Genomic DNA, 18,898 nt, shown 5'->3' with positions numbered 1-18,898 from the left:
TTGGGGAAAAGTCGCCGTGACAGATTTTTTTCTAACACCGCGAATCCGCTCGTCCGCACGGAAATTTCCTCATATATAGATCGCTCATGGCGGCCGGGCCGTCGGGGGCAGGACTCCCGGCGGAGTTTTTCGTCGTCTTTCGGGTCGCGCTGTCCGGGCGCCCACGCGCGGGCGCTCTCATGGTCTTGGAGGTTTCGTTGAAGGCGCTTAAGCCGTTGCTGATGTCTGGCCGGGAGGTTCTGCCGCTCGTCGAGGGTGGCAAGGGAATTGCCGTCTCCAACGGGGAAAGCTCGGGCGCCTGGGCGGCGGCCGGGGGGATCGGCACATTCTCGGGCGTGAACGCCGACAGCTACGACGAGAACGGGAATCTCCTGCCGCAGGTCTATCACGGCAAAACCCGCCGCGAACGTCATGACGAGCTGATCAAGTTCGGCATCCAGGGCGGCATCGCGCAGGCGCGCATCGCGCACGAGACGTCGAACGGCCAGGGCCGCATCCACATGAACGTCCTGTGGGAGATGGGCGGCGCCGAACACATCCTGCACGGCGTGCTGGAAGGCTCGCAGGGCATGATCCACGGCGTCACCTGCGGCGCCGGCATGCCCTACCGCGTGGCGGAGATCGCGGTGCGCTACGGCGTGCACTACTACCCCATCGTGTCCTCGGCCCGCGCCTTCCGCGCCCTGTGGCTGCGCGCCTACCACAAATTCCGCGAGAACCTGGGCGGCGTGGTCTACGAGGATCCGTGGCTGGCCGGCGGCCACAACGGTCTGTCCAACTCCGAGGACCCGCTGAAGCCGGAGGATCCGTTCCCCCGCGTCCTGGCGCTGCGCCAGATGCTGAACAGCTTCGGCCTGAACGACACCCCCATCGTCATGGCGGGCGGCGTCTGGTGGCTGTCGGACTGGGAAGACTGGATCGACAACCCCGACCTCGGCCCGGTGGCCTTCCAGTTCGGCACGCGCCCGCTGCTGACCCAGGAGAGCCCGATCTCCAACGCCTGGAAGCAGCGTCTGCTGACGCTGAAAGAAGGCGACGTCTTCCTGAACCGCTTCTCGCCGACGGGCTTCTATTCCTCCGCCGTCAAGAACCCGTTCCTGATGGACCTGATGGCCCGGTCGGAGCGTCAAGTGGCCTATCTGCCCAAGCCCGTGGGCGAGCATTCCGCCGAACTGCCGCTGGGGCCGCGTGGCCGTCCGGTCTATGTGACCGAGACGGACAAGGCCCGCGCCGAGGGCTGGCTGTCCCAGGGCTTCACCAGCGGCCTGAAGACGCCGGACAGCACGGTGATCTTCGTCACGCCGGAGCAGGCGGAGCGCATCCATCGCGACCAGGTGGACTGCATGGGCTGCCTGTCGGCCTGCAACTTCTCCAATTGGGCGCAGAACGAGGAAGGCACGAACGGCAAGCGCGCCGATCCGCGCTCCTACTGCATCCAGAAGACCCTCCAGGCGGTCAGCCACACCGACGACTGCGAAAATCAGCTCATGTTCGCCGGTCACAACGCCTTCCGCTTCGCGTCGGACCCCTACTACAAGGACGGGTTCATCCCGACCGTGAAGCAGCTGGTCGAGCGGATCGCCACCGGCTACTGACGCCGGCGGCCGCGGGTTTGCGGGGGGCGCTTGCCCCCTGACCTGAAATCGTTCTAAAGTGAGCGGGCTGCGGCGGATCGCCGCGGTCCGTTTCGCGTTTCGACTTTGTGACCTGAACCACGGCGAACAGACGACGATGACTGGCACCCGACCCTTCAAGCGCGCCCTCGACCGCCTGCAGACGGCAGGTTTCCGCCCGACGCGCCAGCGTCTGGGGCTGGCCCGCCTGCTGTTCGAAGGGGAACACCGCCACGTCACCGCCGAGCAACTCCACACTGAGGCGATGGGGGCGGACCTGCGGGTGTCGCTGGCCACGGTCTACAACACGCTGAACCAGTTCACCGCCGCCGGCCTGCTGCGCGAGGTGGTGGTGGAGGCGGGCAAGTCCTACTTCGACACCAACATCAGCGACCATCACCATTTCTTCCTGGAAGGAACGGGCCGGCTGGAGGACATCCCCGGTGACGACGTGGTGGTGCAGCATCTGCCGCCGGCCCCGCCGGGCACGCGCATCGCGCGGGTGGACGTGATCGTCCGGCTGAGCGCGGACCAGGGCGGCGACGACCGCTGAGGGCCATGCGGCCGACGGCTGCTGCTGGAAAAAATCCGTCTCCCAACCGGGTCTTCGGAGAATTTCCGGAACATTGACGCGTTTTGGGAGCAATGGCATAAGCCGTAGCCGAGGCTCGGCCGCCGGAGGCCCCACGCCCGCGCGCGGCCGGGCCGGACAGAACCCCGTCTGGAGAACGCCGCCATGTCGCTGAAGGGCACGAAGACCGAGCAGAACCTCAAGGCGGCCTTCGCGGGTGAGAGCCAGGCCAACCGCCGTTACCTGTATTTTGCCCAGAAGGCCGACGTGGAGGGTCACAACGAGGTCGCCGCGGTCTTCCGTTCCACCGCGGAGGGCGAAACCGGCCACGCCCACGGCCATCTGGAGTTTCTGGAGGAGGCCGGCGATCCGATCACCGGCCTGCCCATCGGCGACACGGTGAGCAACCTGAAGGCCGCCATCGCCGGCGAGACCCACGAATACACGGACATGTACCCGGGCATGGCCCGCACCGCCCGCGAGGAAGGCTTCGAGGAGGTCGCGGACTGGTTCGAAACGCTGGCCAAGGCCGAGCGGAGCCACGCCGGGCGGTTCCAGAGGATGCTGGACCAGCTGTCGTCATGACGGTGCGCCGGACCGAGATCACCCGCGCCGACATCCTCCCCCTGGACCGCTACGCCCTTGAACGCGCCGCCCGCCGCAGCGCGCTGGTCGCCGTGAAGAGGAAACGCCGCGTCGCGGTCGGCCCCTACGCCCTCGTCCATTTCGAGAATTACGAGACGATGTGGCAGCAGGTCCACGAGATGCTCTTCATCGAGCGGGGCGGCGAGGCGCAGATCGACGGCGAGCTTCGCGCCTACAACGGCCTGATCCCCAAGGGGGAGGAACTGGTCGCCACGGTGATGTTCGAGATCGCCGACCCGGTGCGGCGCGCCGCCGAGCTTGGCCGGCTGGGCGGGGTGGAGCGGACGGTGACGCTGCGCTTCGCCGGCCACACGGTCGCGGCCCGTCCGGAGGAGGACGTGGAACGCACGAACGAGGCTGGCAAGGCGTCCGCCGTCCATTTCGTGCATTTCGACTTCACGCCGGAGCAGATCGCCGCCTTCCGCACTCCCGGGACGGAGGTGATCCTCGGCATCGGCCATCCCCGGTACGGCCACATGGCGGTGATGCCGGAGGCGGTGCGGGCGGAGCTTGCGGGGGATTTCGGGTAAAGGGCGCTGTTGCCCGCCCGTTATTCGAACGTCTCGTCCTTGTAGGCGCCCCAGAACTCCCCGCGGGTCATCCAGCCGCGATAGCCCTTCAGGTCCACCTCGCACCACTCGCCCTTGCACTTGCGCAGCCAGCCGATCACGCCCGGCTGGGCGCGGGCCACGACGGCGGCGTCACTGTGGGGTTCCTTGCGGACGGTGCGGATGTCGCCGGTGATGACGACGCTGCGTTTGCCCGACAGCATGCTCTGGTGCACCCAGCCCTCGCTGCCTTCCCAGTCGCGGATGCGGCGCCAAGTGTCGAATTCCTGGGTGATCTCCACCGGCATTTCCTTGCGGGTGAACACCCATTCGATGGGGTAGCGCACGTTGGGGCCGGTGCGCGCGTTCACCTCGCCCGAGCGCAGCGACACGAAACGGGGGATCGGCAGGCCCGACGCGTGGGTCGGGTCCTTCTCGCGCCGCCCGCCTTCCGAGGCGTCGGCGGTGGACGGCGTGACCGGCGCCAAGGCTGCGACGGCCAGCGCCAGAACGGCGAGAGCGCGGCGGATGGCAGACGTCGTCGGCAACGGCAACACCGGCAGCCCCGTGCTGTGAGATCGGATGGATTTAAGTCGGAGGCACTATAATTAGGGGTAGCCGCCGGGGGCAAGCGCTAGGCGCGGGCGGGCGCACGGCGTCGGTTCTTGTCACATGGCGGGTCTGTTCATGAGGCTGACCGCCGCGCCGAATCGTCACTGCCATCTGGACAGCTTCCCAGCCGCTTGATAGGACAAGCGTCGGCCCGGAATGGGGGAGGCACCGTCCAATGACCGAAAAGAAGAAGCCGCTCGTCGTCGTCACCCGGAAATTGCCCGACGTCATCGAGACGCGGATGATGGAGCTGTTCGACGCCCGGCTGAACTCCGACGACGAACCCTTGACCCACGCGCAACTCATCGAGGTGGCGCAGGCGGCCGATGTGATGGTCCCCACCGTCACCGACCGGATCGACCGCGAGGTGATCGAGAAGGCCGGGCCGCAGCTCCGCCTCATCGCCTCCTTCGGGACCGGCGTGGACCACATCGACCTGAAGGCGGCGCGGGAACGCGGCATCAGCGTCACCAACACGCCGGGCGTCCTGACCGAAGACACGGCGGACATGACGATGGCCCTGCTTCTGGCGGTCGGCCGCCGGGTGGCGGAAGGCGAGCGGCTGGTCCGCTCCGGCCAGTGGAAGGGCTGGGGGCCGACGACAATGCTCGGCCACCGCATCCAGGGCAAGCGGCTGGGCATCCTCGGCATGGGCCGCATCGGGCAGGCGCTGGCGCGACGGGCGCGGGCCTTCGGCATGTCGATCCATTACCACAACCGCCGCCGCGTCTATCCGGACGTCGAGCAGGAGCTTGAGGCGACCTATTGGGAGAGCCTGGACCAGATGCTGGCGCGCATGGACGTGGTGTCCATCAACTGCCCGCACACCCCGGCCACCTACCATCTGCTGTCGGAGCGGCGGCTGAAGCTGCTGCGCCCGCATTGCTTCATCGTCAACACCTCGCGCGGCGAGGTGATCGACGAGACGGCGCTGACCCGGATGCTGTCGAAGGGCGAGATCGCCGGTGCCGGCCTGGACGTGTTCGAGCATGAGCCGGCGGTGAACCCCAAGCTGCTGCGGCTCGACAACGTGGTCCTGCTGCCGCACATGGGCTCCGCCACCATCGAGGGCCGGATCGACATGGGCGAGAAGGTCATCATCAACATCAAGACCTTCGCGGACGGCCACGCCCCGCCCGACCGCGTCCTGGAAACGCTGCTGTAACGCTGTGTGCGGAGAGGGCGTCTACAGGACGCCCTCATACAGCACGGCCACGGGAATCTCGATCCCGACCGAGGGGAAGCGCAGCGTTCCGCCTCCGATGACGTCGCGGCCATCGTTCCCGGCTTGCTCGACGTTGGTCCACCCGGAACGGCAACATCGACCTGGAACCAGGCATCGTCACGATCGGGCAGGCGGATGCCGGCCTCGACCCGCGCCCGGCAGGGCCGGCGGAGACGTTTCCCGAACTCGACGACCATGTTGGCCGCGAGAAGTGTGTGCGCGTCGGACGGGGGCGCCATCCAAGGGGGAGCCGCGGTTACTCCGCAGCCAGCCCGCCGCCCAGCTCGATCCGCACCTCCACCACGCCGGGCTCGTCCAGGTTCTCCTTGCGGATGAAGCCCAGGGCGCGGCACATGCCCAGCATGTTGGTGTTCTCGCGCAGGACCTCGCCGTAGACCTCCTTGATCCCACGGGAGCGGGCGTAGTCCAGGATCTTGTTCATCAGCTGGTAGCCCAGCCCTTGGCCCTTCATGTCCGACCGCACCATCACGGCGTATTCGGCGCGCAGGTTGTCGGGGTCGGCGGTGATGCGCACCACGCCGTACATGATGGTGTCGCCGGTCTCCGGGTCCGGCCCGACGGCGACCAGACCCATCTCGCGGTCATAGTCGATCTGGGTCAGGCGGGCGGCGGCCTGGTGCGACAGCCGCTTCAGCGGCGCGAAGAAGCGCAGCCGCAGATCCTCCTGCGTCTGATTGGCCACCATGTGGTGCACCAGCGGTTCGTCCTCCGGCAGGATGGGGCGGACGAGGAACTGGCGGCCGTCCTTGATGGTGATGCGGTCCTCCAGCCCCTTGGGGTAGGGGCGGATGGCCAGACGCTTGGCGCCGGGCAGGGCCGGGACGCCGACTTTGATGCGGGCGTCGAGCGCCAGCACGCCCTCCGCGTCGGCGAGCAGCGGGTTGACGTCCAGCTCGGCGATTTCCGGAAAGTCGACGATGAGCTGCGAGATCTTGTTCAGCGTCAGCGCCACCGCTTCCAGATCGACCGCGGCGCGCGAGCGGTAGCCCTGCAACTGGCGCCAGATGCGGGTGCGGCCCATCAGCTCCGTCGCCAGCTTCATGTTCAGCGGCGGCAATGCCAGCGCATAGTCCTCCACCACCTCCACCCCGATGCCGCCCTCGCCGAACAGCAGGACGGGGCCGAACAGCTCGTTCTCGGTCATGCCGACGATCAGCTCGTAGGCGTCGGCGCGCACCGCCATCTCCTGGACGGTGAAGCCCTCGATGCGGGCGTCGGGAACGGCCTCGCGCACGCGGGCCAGCATGGCCTCGGCCTCGGCCTTGACCTCCGCCGGCTCGGTCAGGTGCAGGGCGACGCCGCCGACGTCCGACTTGTGGGTGATGTCCGGCGACAGGATCTTCAGCGCCAGCGGCCCGCCGATCATTTCGGCGCAGTGGGCGGCCTCGTCCGGCGTGTCGGCGCGGCGGGTGTCCACCACCGGGACTCCGTAGGCGGCGAGCACGCGCTTGGCCTCATACTCGCTCAGCCAGTCGCGCTTCTCGGCGATGGCGCGCGAGATGATCTTGCGCACCGTGATGCCGTCAGGCTGGAAGTCCTCCGGCACCGACGGCGGCGTCTCCATCAGCAGCTCCTGGTTCCGGCGGTATTCCACCAGATGCAGGAAGGCGCGCACCGCGTGGCTGGGCGTGTCGTAGGTGGGGACGCGGTTGGCGGCGAACAGCTTGCGCGCCTCCGCCGCGGTGTTGTCGCCCAGCCAGCTCGTCAGCACCGGGTGCTTGCGCGTCTTGTTGGCGATCATGGTGTCGACCACCGCCTGCGCCGCGGCCAGCCCGTCGGTCACCGCGGTCGGGCAGTTCAGCACCAGCACGGCGTCGTTGTTGGGGTCGGCCATCAGCGCGTTCAGCGCGTCGGCGTAGCGTTTGGGCGGGGCGTCGCCGCCGATGCGCAGCGGGTTGCGGGCGCTGCCGGCGCCCAGCGCCTTCTCCAGCGCGTCCATCGTCTCCGGCGCGAACTGGGCCAGCCGCCCGCCGGACAGGATCAGGCTGTCGGTCGCCATCACGCCCATCCCGCCGCCGTTGGTCAGGATGGCCAGCCGGTCGCCGGTGATCGGCGCCCCGGTGCCCAGCGTGCCCACCGCGTCGAACAGCTCGTCCAGCCCGGTGACGCGCAGGATGCCGGCGCGGCGGAAGGCGGCGTCATAGACGGCGTCGGACACCGCCAGAGCCCCGGTGTGGGAGGTCGAGGCCTCCAGCGCCTCGTCGGTGCGGCCGGACTTGATGACGATCACCGGCTTCTGGCGGGCGGCGGAGCGCGCCGCCGACATGAACTTCCGGGCGTCGCTGATGCTCTCGATGTAGAGCAGGATGGCGCGCACGGTGGCATCGCCGGCCAGATAGTCCAGCAGGTCGCCGAAATCGACGTCCGCCTTGTCGCCCATGGAGATCAGGTGCGAGAAGCCGATCCCCCGCGCCGTCGCCCAGTCGGCGATCGAGGTCACCACCATGGACGACTGCGCGACCAGAGCCACGTCGCCCTTCTTCGGCGTGACATGGCCGAAGCTCGCGTTCAGCCCGCGTCCCGGCACCATGATGCCCAGGCTGTTGGGGCCCAGGACGCGCATCAGGTGGGGTTTCGCCGCCTCGCGCAGGGTCTGGGTCTGCTCCTTGGAAAAGCCGCTGGAGATGACGATGGCCGCCTTGGTCCCGCGCTTGCCCAGCGCGTCGACGGTGGCGGGCACCGTGGCGGCGGGGGTGCAGATCACCGCCAGATCCGGCGTGATCGGCAGCTCGTCCACCGTCTTGTAGGTCAGCACCCCCTCGACCGCGCGTTCGCCGGTCACCGGCATGATCGGACCGTCGAACCCGGCGTTGAACAGGTTGCGGGCCACCACGGCGCCGATGGTGTTCGGCTTTCGGGTCGCCCCGATCAAAGCGATGGACGCGGGTTTGAACAGGCGGTCGAGGTTGCGAACGGTCATGGCCGGGTTCCGGAGTTCGTCTCACACAGCAAGGCTCGAACAGCCGCCATTCCGCTAGAGATCGGACCGGGGCCGTTGACTTGCAATCAGCGGTAAGGAGGCAATCGCAGGACGGGAACGCGACCGATCGCCGCTCATGTTGCGGTGCAACATACACATTGGTCATACCTTTGTACAGGCGCCCTTTGTCGCGCCCCTCTTCCGCACCGGATATCCCCGCCGCTCATCGGGGCTTGAGCGTGCGGGCGCGATGCTCCACCCTGTTGACCCTCAACGGAAAATCAGGGAGCGGGAGCCATGAAGGTCGGGATCGTCGGGGCCGGCGCGGTGGGCGCCACGGCGGGATTCGCCATGGTGATGAGCGGTGCGGCCAGCGAGGTCGTGCTGGTCGACATGAACGAGAAGCTGGCCGCAGCCCAGGCGCAGGACATCGCCCACGCCGTGCCCTTCGCCCGCGCCGCCCAGGTGCGCCACGGCGGCTATGAGGCGCTGGCCGGGGCCGGCGTGGTGGTTCTGGCTGCCGGCGTGGCGCAGCGGCCCGGCGAGACGCGCCTGCAACTGCTGGAGCGCAACGCGGCGGTCTTCGGCGCCATCATCCCGGCGGTCCTGGCGGCGGCGCCCGACGCCATCCTGCTGGTGGCGACCAACCCGCTGGACGTGATGACGCAGATCGCCACCCGCATCTCCGGCCTGCCGCCGTCGCGGGTGATCGGCTCCGGCACGATTCTCGACACCGCGCGGTTCCGCGCGCTGCTGGCCGACCGGCTGGGGGTGACGCCGAAGTCGGTGCACGCCCATGTGGTGGGCGAGCATGGCGATTCGGAAGTCCTGCTGTGGTCCGGCGCCACCGTGGCCTGCCTGCCGGTGGACCGTGGCGCCGAGCGGCTGAAGCGCCCCCTGACGGCGGAGGACCGCGCCGCCATCGACGAGGGCGTGCGCCGGGCCGCCTACCGCATCATCGACGGCAAGGGCCACACGGCCTTCGGCATCGGCGGCGGCCTGTCGCGCATCGTGGCGGCCATCGCCGGGGACGAGCGCGCGGTGCTGACCTGCTCCATCCTGAACGACGAGGTGCTGGGGGTGCCGGACGTGGCGCTGTCGCTGCCGCGGGTGATCGGGGCCGGCGGCGTCCTGGAGACGGTGATGCCCGACATGTCGGACGAGGAGACCGCGGCGCTGAAGCGCAGCGCGGAGATCCTGAAGGAAGCGGTGACCTCGGTGGAGAAGTCGCTGCCGTGATCGGGTGAGGGGAGAAAGCGGGGCCGGTCCGCGTTGCAGGACCGGCCCCGCGGTGCGGAGCCGGCCCTTGCAACCCGTCCAGTCGAGAGGCGCGTCAGACCACCGGGCCGGGCTGGCCCTTGTTGGCGGCGGCGGCGCGCTCGATGCCTTCCTGGATCTTCTTGGCGGCTTCCTGCTCGTCGCCCCAGCGCAGGATCTTCACCCACTTGCCCTTTTCCAGATCCTTGTAGTGCTGGAAGAAGTGGGCGATCTGCTCGGTGGTGATCTCCGGCAGGTCCTTGTAGGACTTCACGTTGCTGTAGAACGGGTGCAGCTTGTCGACCGGAACGGCCAGCAGCTTCTCGTCCTCGCCGCCTTCGTCCTCCATGAACAGCACGCCGATCGGGCGCGAGCGCAGCACGGCGCCCGGGATGACCGAATGGCGGCCGACCACGCAGACGTCCACCGGGTCGCCGTCACCCGACAGGGTGTGCGGGATGAAGCCGTAGTTGCAGGGGTAGTACATGGCGGTGTGCAGGAAGCGGTCGACGAACATCGCGCCCGACTCCTTGTCGATCTCGTACTTCACCGGCTCGCCGCGCAACGGGATCTCGATGACCACGTTCACGTCCCACGGGGCGTTCTTGCCGACCGGAACCTTGCTGAGATCCATGGAAAACCATCCTTCGACTGCAAAAGCGGGTTGCGCTTGGTTGTGGACGCGGGCCAAAGCTCCCGGCGCCGCGCGCGCGGAGTTTAGGCAGAAGCGGGCATAAGTCAAAGCCACTTGCGCAGGTGCGGCAAAGGGACGAGCCTTCGCCATGCCTCTCATCCTTCTTGCGCTGCTCTGTCTCGCCTTTTTTCCCCTTGCGGCACGGGCTGAAACCCCCGCGAAGGCTGTCCACGCCATCGCCATGCATGGGAACCCCGCCTATCCGCCGGGCTTCGCGCATTTCGCCTACGCCAATCCCGCGGCGCCGAAGGGCGGCACGCTGCGCCAGGCGGTGACCGGCGGTTTCGACACGCTGAACCCCCATGTGGTCAAGGGGGTGCCGGCCCTGGGGCTTGGTTTCGTCTTCGAAACGATGCTGACCCGTTCGTGGGACGAGCCCTTTTCGCTCTACGGCCTGCTGGCCGAGAGCCTGGAGGTGCCGGAGGACCGCAGCGCCGCCGTCTTCCGCCTGAACCCCGCCGCGCGCTGGCACGACGGGACCCCGGTGACCGCCGCCGACGTGCTGTTCTCGCTGGAGGTGCAGCGCGCCCACGGCACGCCGAACCGCCGCCAGTATTACGCCAAGGTGGCGAGCGCCGAGGCGCCGGACGAGCGCACCGTCCGCTTCGCCTTCGCCCCCGGCCCGGACGGGCGTTTCGACCGCGAGATGCCGCTGCTGATGGGGCTGATGCCGGTCCATGCCAAGGCGTGGTGGGCGGGGCGGGACTTCGCCGCCACGACGCTCGACCCGCCGCTGGGCAGCGGCCCCTACCGGATCAAACAGGCGGAGGCCGGGCGCCGCATCGTCTACGAGCGGGTGGCCGATTACTGGGGGCGGGACCTGCCGGCGCGGCGCGGGCTGTTCAACGCCGACACGCTGGATTTCACCTACTACCGCGACGACTCGGTGGCTCTGGAGGCCTTCCTGGCCGGGCAGGGCGACGTGCGGCGGGAATCCGACCCCGCCAAATGGGCCACCGGCTACGATGGTCCGGCGCTGCGCGCGGGGCGGGTCGTGCTGGAGGAGTTGCCGCACCGCCGTCCGGAGTTCGCCCGCGGGCTGATCTTCAACACGCGGCGTCCCCCGTTCCAGGACATCCGGGTGCGGCAGGCGCTCGGCCTCGCCACCGATTTCGCCTGGATCGGCAAGACCCTGTTCCACGGCGCGCTGGTCCGCACGGCGAGCTACTACCCGAATTCCGAACTGGCGGCGGAGGGTCTCCCGGGGCCGGAGGAACTGGCGGTGCTGGAGCCCTTCCGCGACCGCCTGCCGCCGGAGCTGTTCATCAAGCCCTTCACCCTGCCGCACATCGATGGCAGCGGCCCGGCGGGGGCGCGGGGCAATCTGCGCGAGGCGCTGCGCCTGCTGGCAGAGGCCGGCTGGCGGGTGAGCGGCGGGCGGCTGACGGACGGGGCGGGGCGTCCCTTCGCCTTCGAAATCCTGCTGGGCAATCCGGCGGACGAGCGGGTGGCGCTGGAATACGCCCGTTCGCTGGAGCGGCTGGGCATCGCCGCCACGGTGCGCACGGTGGACAACGCCCAGTACCAGGCGCGCCTCGATCATTTCGATTTCGACATGACCCTGCGCTGGTGGATTTCCAGCCTCTCGCCGGGCAACGAGCAGCTCTACTATTACGGCTCCGAGGCGGCGGACCAGCCGGGCAGCCGCAATTATCCCGGCATCCGCGACCCGGCGGTGGACGCCATCGCCGCCTCCATCGCCGAGGCGCGGACGCGCGCCGACCTCGTGGCCCGCGTCCGCGCGCTCGACCGGGTGCTGCTGTGGGGCCATTACATGGTGCCGCTGTTCCACAGCCCGGCCGACCGCATGGCCCGCTGGTCGCGGCTGAAGCACCCGGAGGTGACGCCCCTCTACGGCCCGCTGGTCGAGTCCTGGTGGATCGAAGAGGGCGGCTGAGCCTCCCCATGCCCATCATGGATCCGGTAGGCGTGCAGGATCAGCTCCACGACGGCGTTCAGGTCCTCGAAGCGGTCGGTGTTGACGATCAGGTCGTACTGCAGCGGATCGGCGTTGGAGATCTTGAAGAACTGCTTGAAATATTTGGCGCGGGCGGCGTTGATCCGCTGCACCTCGTGCAGCGCGTCGGCGACCTTGGCGGGATCGCCGCCGGCCAGCCGCGCGGCGCAGACCTCGTCCGAGCCGACGATGCGGACGCGGAAGCGCGGCGCCCCGCGCAGCAGCAGATGCGCCCCGCGCCCGACGATCACCCCGCCGCGGAAGGCGATGCCGTTGACCACGCGGGTCAGCAGCCGCTGGTACTCGGTCAGCGGGTCGTGCAGCCCCATCAGGCTGGCGTAGAGGAACATTCCCGCCCGTCCCGGCAGCTTTTCGTCGAGCTGGCGCATCAGCGCGGGATCGGAGGTGGCCGTGGCCACCACGGCGTCGAGGATTTCCTTGTCGAAGCAGGACACCCCCAGCGACTCGGCGAGCTTCGCCGCGATCGCCTCGCCGCCGGTGCCGTGCTCGCGGGCGATGGTGACGACGGGGGGCGGGGACTCCAGCGGGCCGGAGCGGGGCCGGTGCGGCTGAAGCTGGTCGGTTCGGATGTAGGTCAGAAGCGCCTGGAATTCGTCGCGGGCCATGGCTTCCCTCCGCGAACGGTTGCGACGCCTCCAGTGTCCGGCCGGGCGGCGGCGGGGTCAACGACGCCCAAGGGGGAGGGGCACGCGGTCGCACCCCTTCCGCGCGCCGCCGAAAAGGCCCTACAGAACCCGGACCGCGATCACCGTCAGCAGGACGACGATGATCCACAGGGCGATGCGCTCGCTGATCCGGCGTTCCACCCAGCGGTCGAGCATGTGCTTGATCGAGTGGGGGTGCAGGCGCAGACCGCCGTCGGCCAGCTCGGCGGCGGCGCGTTCGGCCTGGTTCACCAGCCGCGGCAGGCGGCGGAACGTCGACACCGCGGCCTCCAGATCGTCGAGAATCTGGGCCTCCGGCCCGCGGTTCTCGCGCATCCAGTCCTCAATCAGCGGGCGCGCCAGCTCCCACATGTTGATGTCGGGATTCAGGATGCGGCCCACCCCTTCCGCCGTCAGCATGCTCTTCTGAAGCAGAAGGAGCTGCGGCTGGGTCTCCATCTCGAACTGCTCGGTCACCGCGAAGAGCTGGGCGAGCAGCCGGCCGACGGAGATCTCGCTCAGCGGCTTGTTCTGCAACGGCTCGCCGATGGCGCGGCAGGCCTGGGTGAAGACCTCGATCGACTGGTGGCGGGGGACGTAGCCCGCCTCGAAATGCACCACGGCGACGCGGCGGTAGTCGCCGGTCAGGAAGCCGATGAGCATGTCGGCGAGGTAGGTCCGCGTCGCCCGGTCCAGCCGGCCCATGATGCCGAAATCGACGGCGGTGATGTTGCCGTCCTGGGTGACGAACAGGTTGCCGGGATGCAGGTCGGCGTGGAAGAAGCCGTCGCGGAACACCTGGTTGAAGAAGCTGGCCGAGGCCTTCGCCAGGATCTCGTCGCGGTCGTAGCCGGCGGCGTCGAGCCTTTCCGACTCGTCCACCTTGAAGCCGCGGATGCGCTCCAGCGTCAGGACGCGGCGCGCCGTGCGGTCCCAGTCGATGGCCGGCACGTTGAAGGTGGGGTCGTCCTTGAAATTGTTGCCCAGCTCCGACGCCGCCGCGGCTTCCATCCGCAGCTCCATCTCCAGGCGGGAGGTGCGGGCGAAGGTGTCCACCACCTCGCGCGGGCGCAACCGCTTCAGCTTGGGCATGACCATGACGGCCAGCTCGGCCAGCCAGTAGAACAGGTCGATGTCCCGCTCGAAGGCGTTCTCGATGCCCGGCCGCAGAACCTTCACCGCGACCTCCCGCCCGTCGGCGGTGACGGCGAAATGCACCTGCGCGATGGAGGCGGCGGCGACCGGCACCTCGTCGAAGCTGCGGAACAGCTTGCCGATCGGAGCGCCCAGCTCCTCCTCGACGATGGCGCGGGCCTGGGCGCCGGGGAAGGGCGGCAGCTTGTCCTGAAGCTCGGCCAGATCGAGCGCCATCCGCTCGCCGACGAGGTCGGAGCGGGTGGACAGCAGCTGTCCCAGCTTGATGTAGGTCGGCCCCAGGTCGGCCAGCGCGCGGGCCAGCCGCTGGCCGACGCGGCCCGGCTCCTTGGCGTTGCCGACCCAGCGCCAGAACAGCGCGAAGCCGGGGGCGGTCTGCGGCAGCGTTTCCGGCAGCGCGTTGTAGCGCGCCAGCGTGCGGCCGATCACGAAGAGGCGGCCGATGTTTCGGGCGGTCCGGAACAGCATCCGGTCAGATCCGCCAGCCGGAATGGATGGCGGCGATGCCGCCCGTCAGGTTGCGCACGCGCACCGCGCCGAAGCCCGCGGCCTCGATGCGCTTGACCAGGGCCTGCTGCTCGGGGAAGCGGCGGATGCTCTCCGCCAGATAGCGGTAGCTGTCCTCGTCCCCCGCCACCATGCGGCCGAGCCGCGGCAGGACCTGGAAGGAATAGACGTCGTAGATCTCGCGCAGGACCGGAAGGACCACGTGGCTGAACTCCAGGCAGAAGAACTTTCCGCCGGGCTTCAACACGCGGCGCGCCTCGGAAAGCGCGGCGTCGATGCGCGTGACGTTGCGAAGGCCGAACGCAATGGTGTAGGCGTCCACCGAACGGGAGGCGATGGGCAGCCTTTCGGCGTCGCCGACCGTCCAGTTCACGCCGGTCAGCAGGTTCCGGTCGTAGGAGCGGTCGCGCCCGACCCGGACCATCGACTCGGTGATGTCGCAGACCACGGCCCGCCCGCCGCCGCGCTCCAGGAAGCGGAAGGCGATGTCGCCGGTGCCGCCCGCCACGTCGAGCAGCGTCATGTCGGCCCGCGGGGCGACCATCTCCATCAGCGTGTCCTTCCACAGCCGGTGGATGCCGCCCGACATCAGGTCGTTCATCAGGTCGTAGCGCCCGGCCACGCTGTCGAAGACGGCGCGGACGAGGCCGGACTTGGCGTCGGGGTCGACGGGGCGGTAGCCGAACCAGTTCCCTTCGGCCCCGGCGGACACGCCGGTGGCCTGGGCCGGAGCTGCGGGCTGGGACGGGGCGGAGGGGGTGCGCGGATCGGTCATGGCGCGCAACATAGCGCGCGGTCTGGGCTTGCGCCAGCCGGGGCGTTGCCGTGACGCACCCCCGGCGCGCGGTTTTTGCGGGCTTGACCCGGCGGCCCGCCTTCGCCACCGTGCCGCGGGTGGACGATGGGGGACGGACGGGGGGACCATGGCCACGCTGCAGGAAGCCCTGCTGGTCGCCTTCGACCTCCAGCGGGAGGGGCGCTTCGCCGAGGCCGACTCGGTCTACGGGCAGATCCTCGACGCCGTTCCCGGCCATCCGCCGGCCCTGCATCTGCGCGGCCTGCTCCTTGCCCAATGCGGGCGGCTGGAGGAGGGCTGCGCGCTGGTCGAGCAGGCCATCGCCGGAGCCGACCTCCAGGGCGGAAGCCAGCCCGACCTGCACGCCAACCACGGCAGCCTGCTGGAGGCGCTGGGCCGCTTCGACGCGGCGGCGGAGGCGCTGGCCCGCGCCGCCGCCCTCGATCCGGAGCGCGTGGCGCTTCTCAACAATTTCGCGGTGCGCCGGCTGGCCGCCAACGATCCGGCCGCGGCGGAACAGGCCCTGCGCGCGGCGGTGGCCGTTCGGCCGGGGCTGACCGATCCGCGCATCAACCGCGCCCAGGCGTTGGACGCGCTGGGCCGGGCGGACGAGGCGCTGGTCCAGCGGCGGATCGCCGCGCTGCTGGCGCCGGACGACGTCGGTCTGCTGGGGGCGCTGGCCCTGCGGCCCGACGCGGGGGAGGGGGAGCTGCGCCGTGCCCTGCGGCTCGACCCGGAGCGGGCGGTGTTGTGGAACCAGCTGGGCGCGCGGCGGAAGGACCGCGGCGCGCTGCCCGCCGCCCGCGGCGCCTATGAGCGCGGTCTGGCGCTGGACCCCGCCGACGCCGCGCTGTGGAACAACCGGGCCAACGTGCTGAAGGGGCAGGGTGATCCGGACTGTGCGCGGGACGCCCTGCGGCGGGCGGCGGCGCTCCAGCCGGAGTCGGCGCCCATCCGCAACAATCTCTCCGACGCCCACACGCTCTGCGGTGACCCGGAGGCGGCGCTGGCCGAGGCCGAGGCGGCGCTCGCCCGCGACCCCGCCCTGGCCGACGCGCGGCTGGCGCGGGCCTCGGCGCTGCTGGCGCTCGGGCGCTTCGCGGAGGGCTGGGACGCCTGGGAGGACCGCTGGACTGCCGAGCCCTGGTGCCGCACCGTCGGGCGCTTCCCGCAGCCGCTGTGGACCGGGCAGCCGCTCGGCGGCGGACGGCTGCTCGTCTGGGGCGAGCAGGGGGTCGGCGACGAGCTGATGTTCGCCACTCTGCTCCCGTTGTTGACGCAATCGTCAACGGAGGAGACGCAATCATCAACGAGGGCGTCGGCCGGCTGTCTGCTGGAATGCGACGCCCGGCTGGCGCCGCTGTTCGCCCGCTCGCTGCCGGAGGTGGAGGTGGTGCCGCGCGGCCCGCTGCCGGACCCGCGCCTATCCGCCCCCGACATTGCCGCGCAGATCCCGTCGGGCGGCCTGCCGCGCCTGCTGCTGCGCGCCGAGGAGGATGTCCGCCGGCTCCGCCCGATCCTGACCGCCGATCCGGCGCGGGTGCCGGCGCTTCGGCGGAGGGGCCGGCGGCCCCTGGTCGGCATCGCCTGGCACACCACCAACCCGAAATGGGCGCGTCTGCGCAACGTGCCGCTGGCCGATCTGGCGCGCACGCTGCACGCCGTGGGCGCCGACATGGTGGTGCTGCAATACGGCGATTGGGCGGGGGACGTGGCCGCCCTGGCGGCGGAGGGCATTGCCATCGCGTTGCCGCCCGGACTGGACCGCAAGGACGACCTGGACGGGCTGGCCGCGCAGATCGCCGCCACGGACCTCGTCGTCACCATCGACAACGCCACCGCCCATCTGGCCGGCGCGCTGGGGCATCCGGTCTGGCTGCTGCTGTCCCACGCGCCGGACTGGCGCTGGCTGGTCGGCCGGGACGACTCGCCCTGGTACCCCTCCGCCCGCCTGTTCCGGCAGACGGCGGCGGGGGACTGGCGGGCGCCGCTGGACGCCGTGGCCGAGCGGCTGCGCGCGCTTTTCCCATAGCTCTGCTACCCTGCGCTCCCTCCCATTCCTTCGCTCCCTCCCACGGCCCGGCACGGAAACATGGCGACAATCGCGGAAGCCCTGGCCATCGCCTTCGACCATCACGAGGCCGGACGTCTGGCCGAGGCCGAGATCCTCTATGGCCGCATCCTCGACGCCGATCCCCATCAGGCGACCGCGCTGCATCTGCTGGGCGTGCTCTACGGCCAGACGGACCGGCCGAAACTGGCGGCGGCATTGTTCGTGGGGGCGATCGGGCTGGATCCCGACAACCCGGGCCTGCGCTACGACCTCGCCCGCGTCCGGCTGATCCTGGAGGATGGGGAAGGGGCGGTGGCTGCCCTGCGGCGGACGCTGGCGCTCCAGCCCGATCACGCGGCGGCGCTGTTCCAGTTCGCCCTGGCCTGCCGCAGCGTCGGGCGGCACGGCGAGTCGCTGCTGACGCTGGAACGCCTCCTGACGCTCCAACCCGACAGCCTGGAGGCGCGCTACCTCGCCGACCGGGCGGTGGCGCGGGAGGGGCGGGCGCTTCTGGAGCGGGGGGAGACCGGGCGGGCGGTGGCGCGGCTCACCCGTCCGGTGGCGGAGGCGGTGGGCGTGCCGATCCTCTCCGCCCACGCCGCCGCCCTCTACCGCGACGGTCAGGCGGCGGAGGCCGCCCGGCTGCTGCGCGGGATCCTCGTCGTCCTGCCGTCCGAGACCCTGGCGTTGTGGAACCTGTCGCTGTGCCGGCTCGACGGAGGAGACGCGGCGGCGGCGGAACGGCTGGCCCGCCGGGCGCGCGCCCTGGCTCCGCAGGAGGCGGAGACCCACGCCAAGCTGGCGCTGGCGCTGGCCGCCCAGGGGCGGCGGGCGGAGGCGATGACGGCCGGCCGCGCGGCGCTGGCCTGCAACCCGGCGCACGCGCCGGCCCTATCCAACCTCGGCGCGCTGTCGACCCAAGCGGAGGAGAGCGCGCGGGCGTTGCGGCTGGCCGACCGGGCGCTGCGGCTGGCCCCGGACCTTGCCGAAGCCCAACTCGTCCGTGGCGATGCCCTGGTGCAGCTCGACCGCCCGCGGGAAGCGGAAGAGGCTTTTCACAGCGCCATGCGCGTGGCATCGCAACTGGTCGCCGCCCACTGGAATCTGGCCCATCTGCTGCTGCGCCTGGGCGATTATGCCGCCGGCTGGGCGGAGTACGAATGGCGCTGGCGCAGCGAGGCCCTGGCCGGGCAGCACCGGCCCTTCCGCCAGCCGCTCTGGGACGGTTCGGATCTGGCGGGGCGGACCATCCTGATCCACGCGGAACAGGGTCTGGGCGACACCATCCAGTTCGTCCGCTTCCTCGACGCGGTTCTGCGGAGCGGACCGGCGCGCGTTTTCCTGGAGTCCCACGGACCGCTGCTGTCCCTGCTGGAGCACAACACCGACCCGGTGCGGGTGACGGTGATCCCGCGGGCGTCCAACTTTCCAGGGGTGAGCGGCCTGCCCGAAACCGACGTCCAGATCCCGCTGATGAGCTTGGCCGGCCTGTTCTGTCCAAGCCTGGAGGCGATCCCCGCCCGCGTGCCCTATCTGCAGCCTGATCCGCGCCGCGCCGCCGCCTGGAGCGAGCGGCTGGCGGACGGGCCGGGGCTGCGGGTCGGGCTGGTCTGGGCGGGCAACCCGCGCTTTCCCGGCGACGCGCTGCGCTCGCCGCGG

The 18,898-nt window shown here is 70.2% G+C and carries 15 protein-coding genes; 9 read left to right on the top strand and 6 right to left on the bottom strand.

The genetic code is table 11. From position 1 onward, the window contains the following. Positions 1–197 precede the first annotated feature (197 nt). The 4 genes from H0B54_RS06885 (at position 198) to H0B54_RS06870 (ending at position 3,359) form a co-directional block, all read left to right on the top strand. Positions 198–1,595: an NAD(P)H-dependent flavin oxidoreductase gene (locus H0B54_RS06885; RefSeq protein WP_246472387.1), complete on the top strand. Its 1,398-nt coding sequence runs from the start codon at positions 198–200 to the stop codon at positions 1,593–1,595. Positions 1,596–1,731: 136 nt separating this feature from the next. Further along, positions 1,732–2,166 carry an iron response transcriptional regulator IrrA gene (irrA, locus tag H0B54_RS06880; protein WP_094301453.1) on the top strand — a complete coding sequence of 145 codons (435 nt, stop codon included), beginning with the start codon at positions 1,732–1,734 and terminating at the stop codon, positions 2,164–2,166. Between the two features lie 183 nt (positions 2,167–2,349). Beyond that, the gene (locus H0B54_RS06875) at positions 2,350–2,769 is read left to right on the top strand and encodes a rubrerythrin family protein (protein ID WP_014238831.1); all 420 of its coding nucleotides are present in this window, start codon (positions 2,350–2,352) and stop codon (positions 2,767–2,769) included. Beyond that, positions 2,766–3,359, top strand: coding sequence for a DUF3501 family protein (locus H0B54_RS06870; protein WP_188259751.1), 594 nt, complete (start codon positions 2,766–2,768; stop codon positions 3,357–3,359). Before H0B54_RS06875 ends, H0B54_RS06870 begins: the two co-directional genes overlap by 4 nt. A gap of 20 nt (positions 3,360–3,379) precedes the next feature. Here H0B54_RS06870 and H0B54_RS06865 read toward each other — a convergent pair whose 3' ends face one another. Continuing rightward, entirely contained in the window at positions 3,380–3,934 is a 555-nt protein-coding gene (locus tag H0B54_RS06865; protein ID WP_094301455.1) for an SH3 domain-containing protein, read from the bottom strand. Positions 3,935–4,164: 230 nt separating this feature from the next. Here H0B54_RS06865 and H0B54_RS06860 point away from each other — a divergent pair, with 230 nt between their 5' ends. Continuing rightward, positions 4,165–5,154, top strand: a complete 990-nt coding sequence (locus H0B54_RS06860; RefSeq protein WP_188259750.1) for a 2-hydroxyacid dehydrogenase — start codon at positions 4,165–4,167, stop codon at positions 5,152–5,154. A 316-nt stretch (positions 5,155–5,470) separates the two neighbouring features. Here the strand turns inward: H0B54_RS06860 and H0B54_RS06855 are convergent, their stop codons facing one another. Continuing rightward, the gene (locus tag H0B54_RS06855; protein WP_188259749.1) at positions 5,471–8,155 is read right to left on the bottom strand and encodes a bifunctional acetate--CoA ligase family protein/GNAT family N-acetyltransferase; all 2,685 of its coding nucleotides are present in this window, start codon (positions 8,153–8,155) and stop codon (positions 5,471–5,473) included. Between the two features lie 297 nt (positions 8,156–8,452). Here H0B54_RS06855 and H0B54_RS06850 point away from each other — a divergent pair, with 297 nt between their 5' ends. Further along, positions 8,453–9,394, top strand: coding sequence for an L-lactate dehydrogenase (locus tag H0B54_RS06850; protein ID WP_188259748.1), 942 nt, complete (start codon positions 8,453–8,455; stop codon positions 9,392–9,394). A 94-nt stretch (positions 9,395–9,488) separates the two neighbouring features. Here the strand turns inward: H0B54_RS06850 and ppa are convergent, their stop codons facing one another. Further along, a complete protein-coding gene (ppa, locus tag H0B54_RS06845) occupies positions 9,489–10,046 on the bottom strand; it encodes an inorganic diphosphatase (protein WP_094301459.1) in 558 nt (185 codons plus the stop codon). A 148-nt stretch (positions 10,047–10,194) separates the two neighbouring features. Between ppa and H0B54_RS06840 the strand changes: the two genes are divergently transcribed. Continuing rightward, the gene (locus H0B54_RS06840) at positions 10,195–12,003 is read left to right on the top strand and encodes an extracellular solute-binding protein (RefSeq protein ID WP_188259747.1); all 1,809 of its coding nucleotides are present in this window, start codon (positions 10,195–10,197) and stop codon (positions 12,001–12,003) included. Here the strand turns inward: H0B54_RS06840 and H0B54_RS06835 are convergent. From H0B54_RS06835 to H0B54_RS06825, 3 genes are all read right to left on the bottom strand, one after another. Next, on the bottom strand, positions 11,958–12,689 hold the full coding sequence (locus H0B54_RS06835) for a cytidylate kinase-like family protein (RefSeq protein ID WP_188259746.1): 732 nt from the start codon (positions 12,687–12,689) through the stop codon (positions 11,958–11,960). The genes H0B54_RS06840 and H0B54_RS06835 overlap by 46 nt on opposite strands. A 120-nt stretch (positions 12,690–12,809) precedes the next feature. Further along, on the bottom strand, positions 12,810–14,351 hold the full coding sequence (ubiB, locus tag H0B54_RS06830; protein ID WP_246472385.1) for a 2-polyprenylphenol 6-hydroxylase: 1,542 nt from the start codon (positions 14,349–14,351) through the stop codon (positions 12,810–12,812). 4 nt (positions 14,352–14,355) lie between these two features. Beyond that, positions 14,356–15,165 carry a class I SAM-dependent methyltransferase gene (locus tag H0B54_RS06825; protein WP_246472384.1) on the bottom strand — a complete coding sequence of 270 codons (810 nt, stop codon included), beginning with the start codon at positions 15,163–15,165 and terminating at the stop codon, positions 14,356–14,358. Between the two features lie 148 nt (positions 15,166–15,313). Between H0B54_RS06825 and H0B54_RS06820 the strand changes: the two genes are divergently transcribed. Both H0B54_RS06820 and H0B54_RS06815 read left to right on the top strand, forming a co-directional pair. Continuing rightward, positions 15,314–17,218 (top strand): tetratricopeptide repeat protein, encoded by a 1,905-nt coding sequence (locus tag H0B54_RS06820; RefSeq protein ID WP_188259745.1) that lies wholly within the window; start codon positions 15,314–15,316, stop codon positions 17,216–17,218. A 60-nt stretch (positions 17,219–17,278) separates the two neighbouring features. Further along, positions 17,279–18,898: tetratricopeptide repeat protein (locus tag H0B54_RS06815; protein ID WP_188259744.1), on the top strand; the 1,620-nt coding region annotated here is incomplete at its 3' end.

The organism is Azospirillum tabaci, from assembly GCF_014596085.1.
In the GTDB taxonomy this organism is placed as follows: Bacteria; Pseudomonadota; Alphaproteobacteria; order Azospirillales; family Azospirillaceae; genus Azospirillum; species Azospirillum tabaci.
The sequence above is the reverse complement of the archived record's forward strand: the minus strand, read 5'-3'. Positions and strand labels throughout refer to the sequence as shown.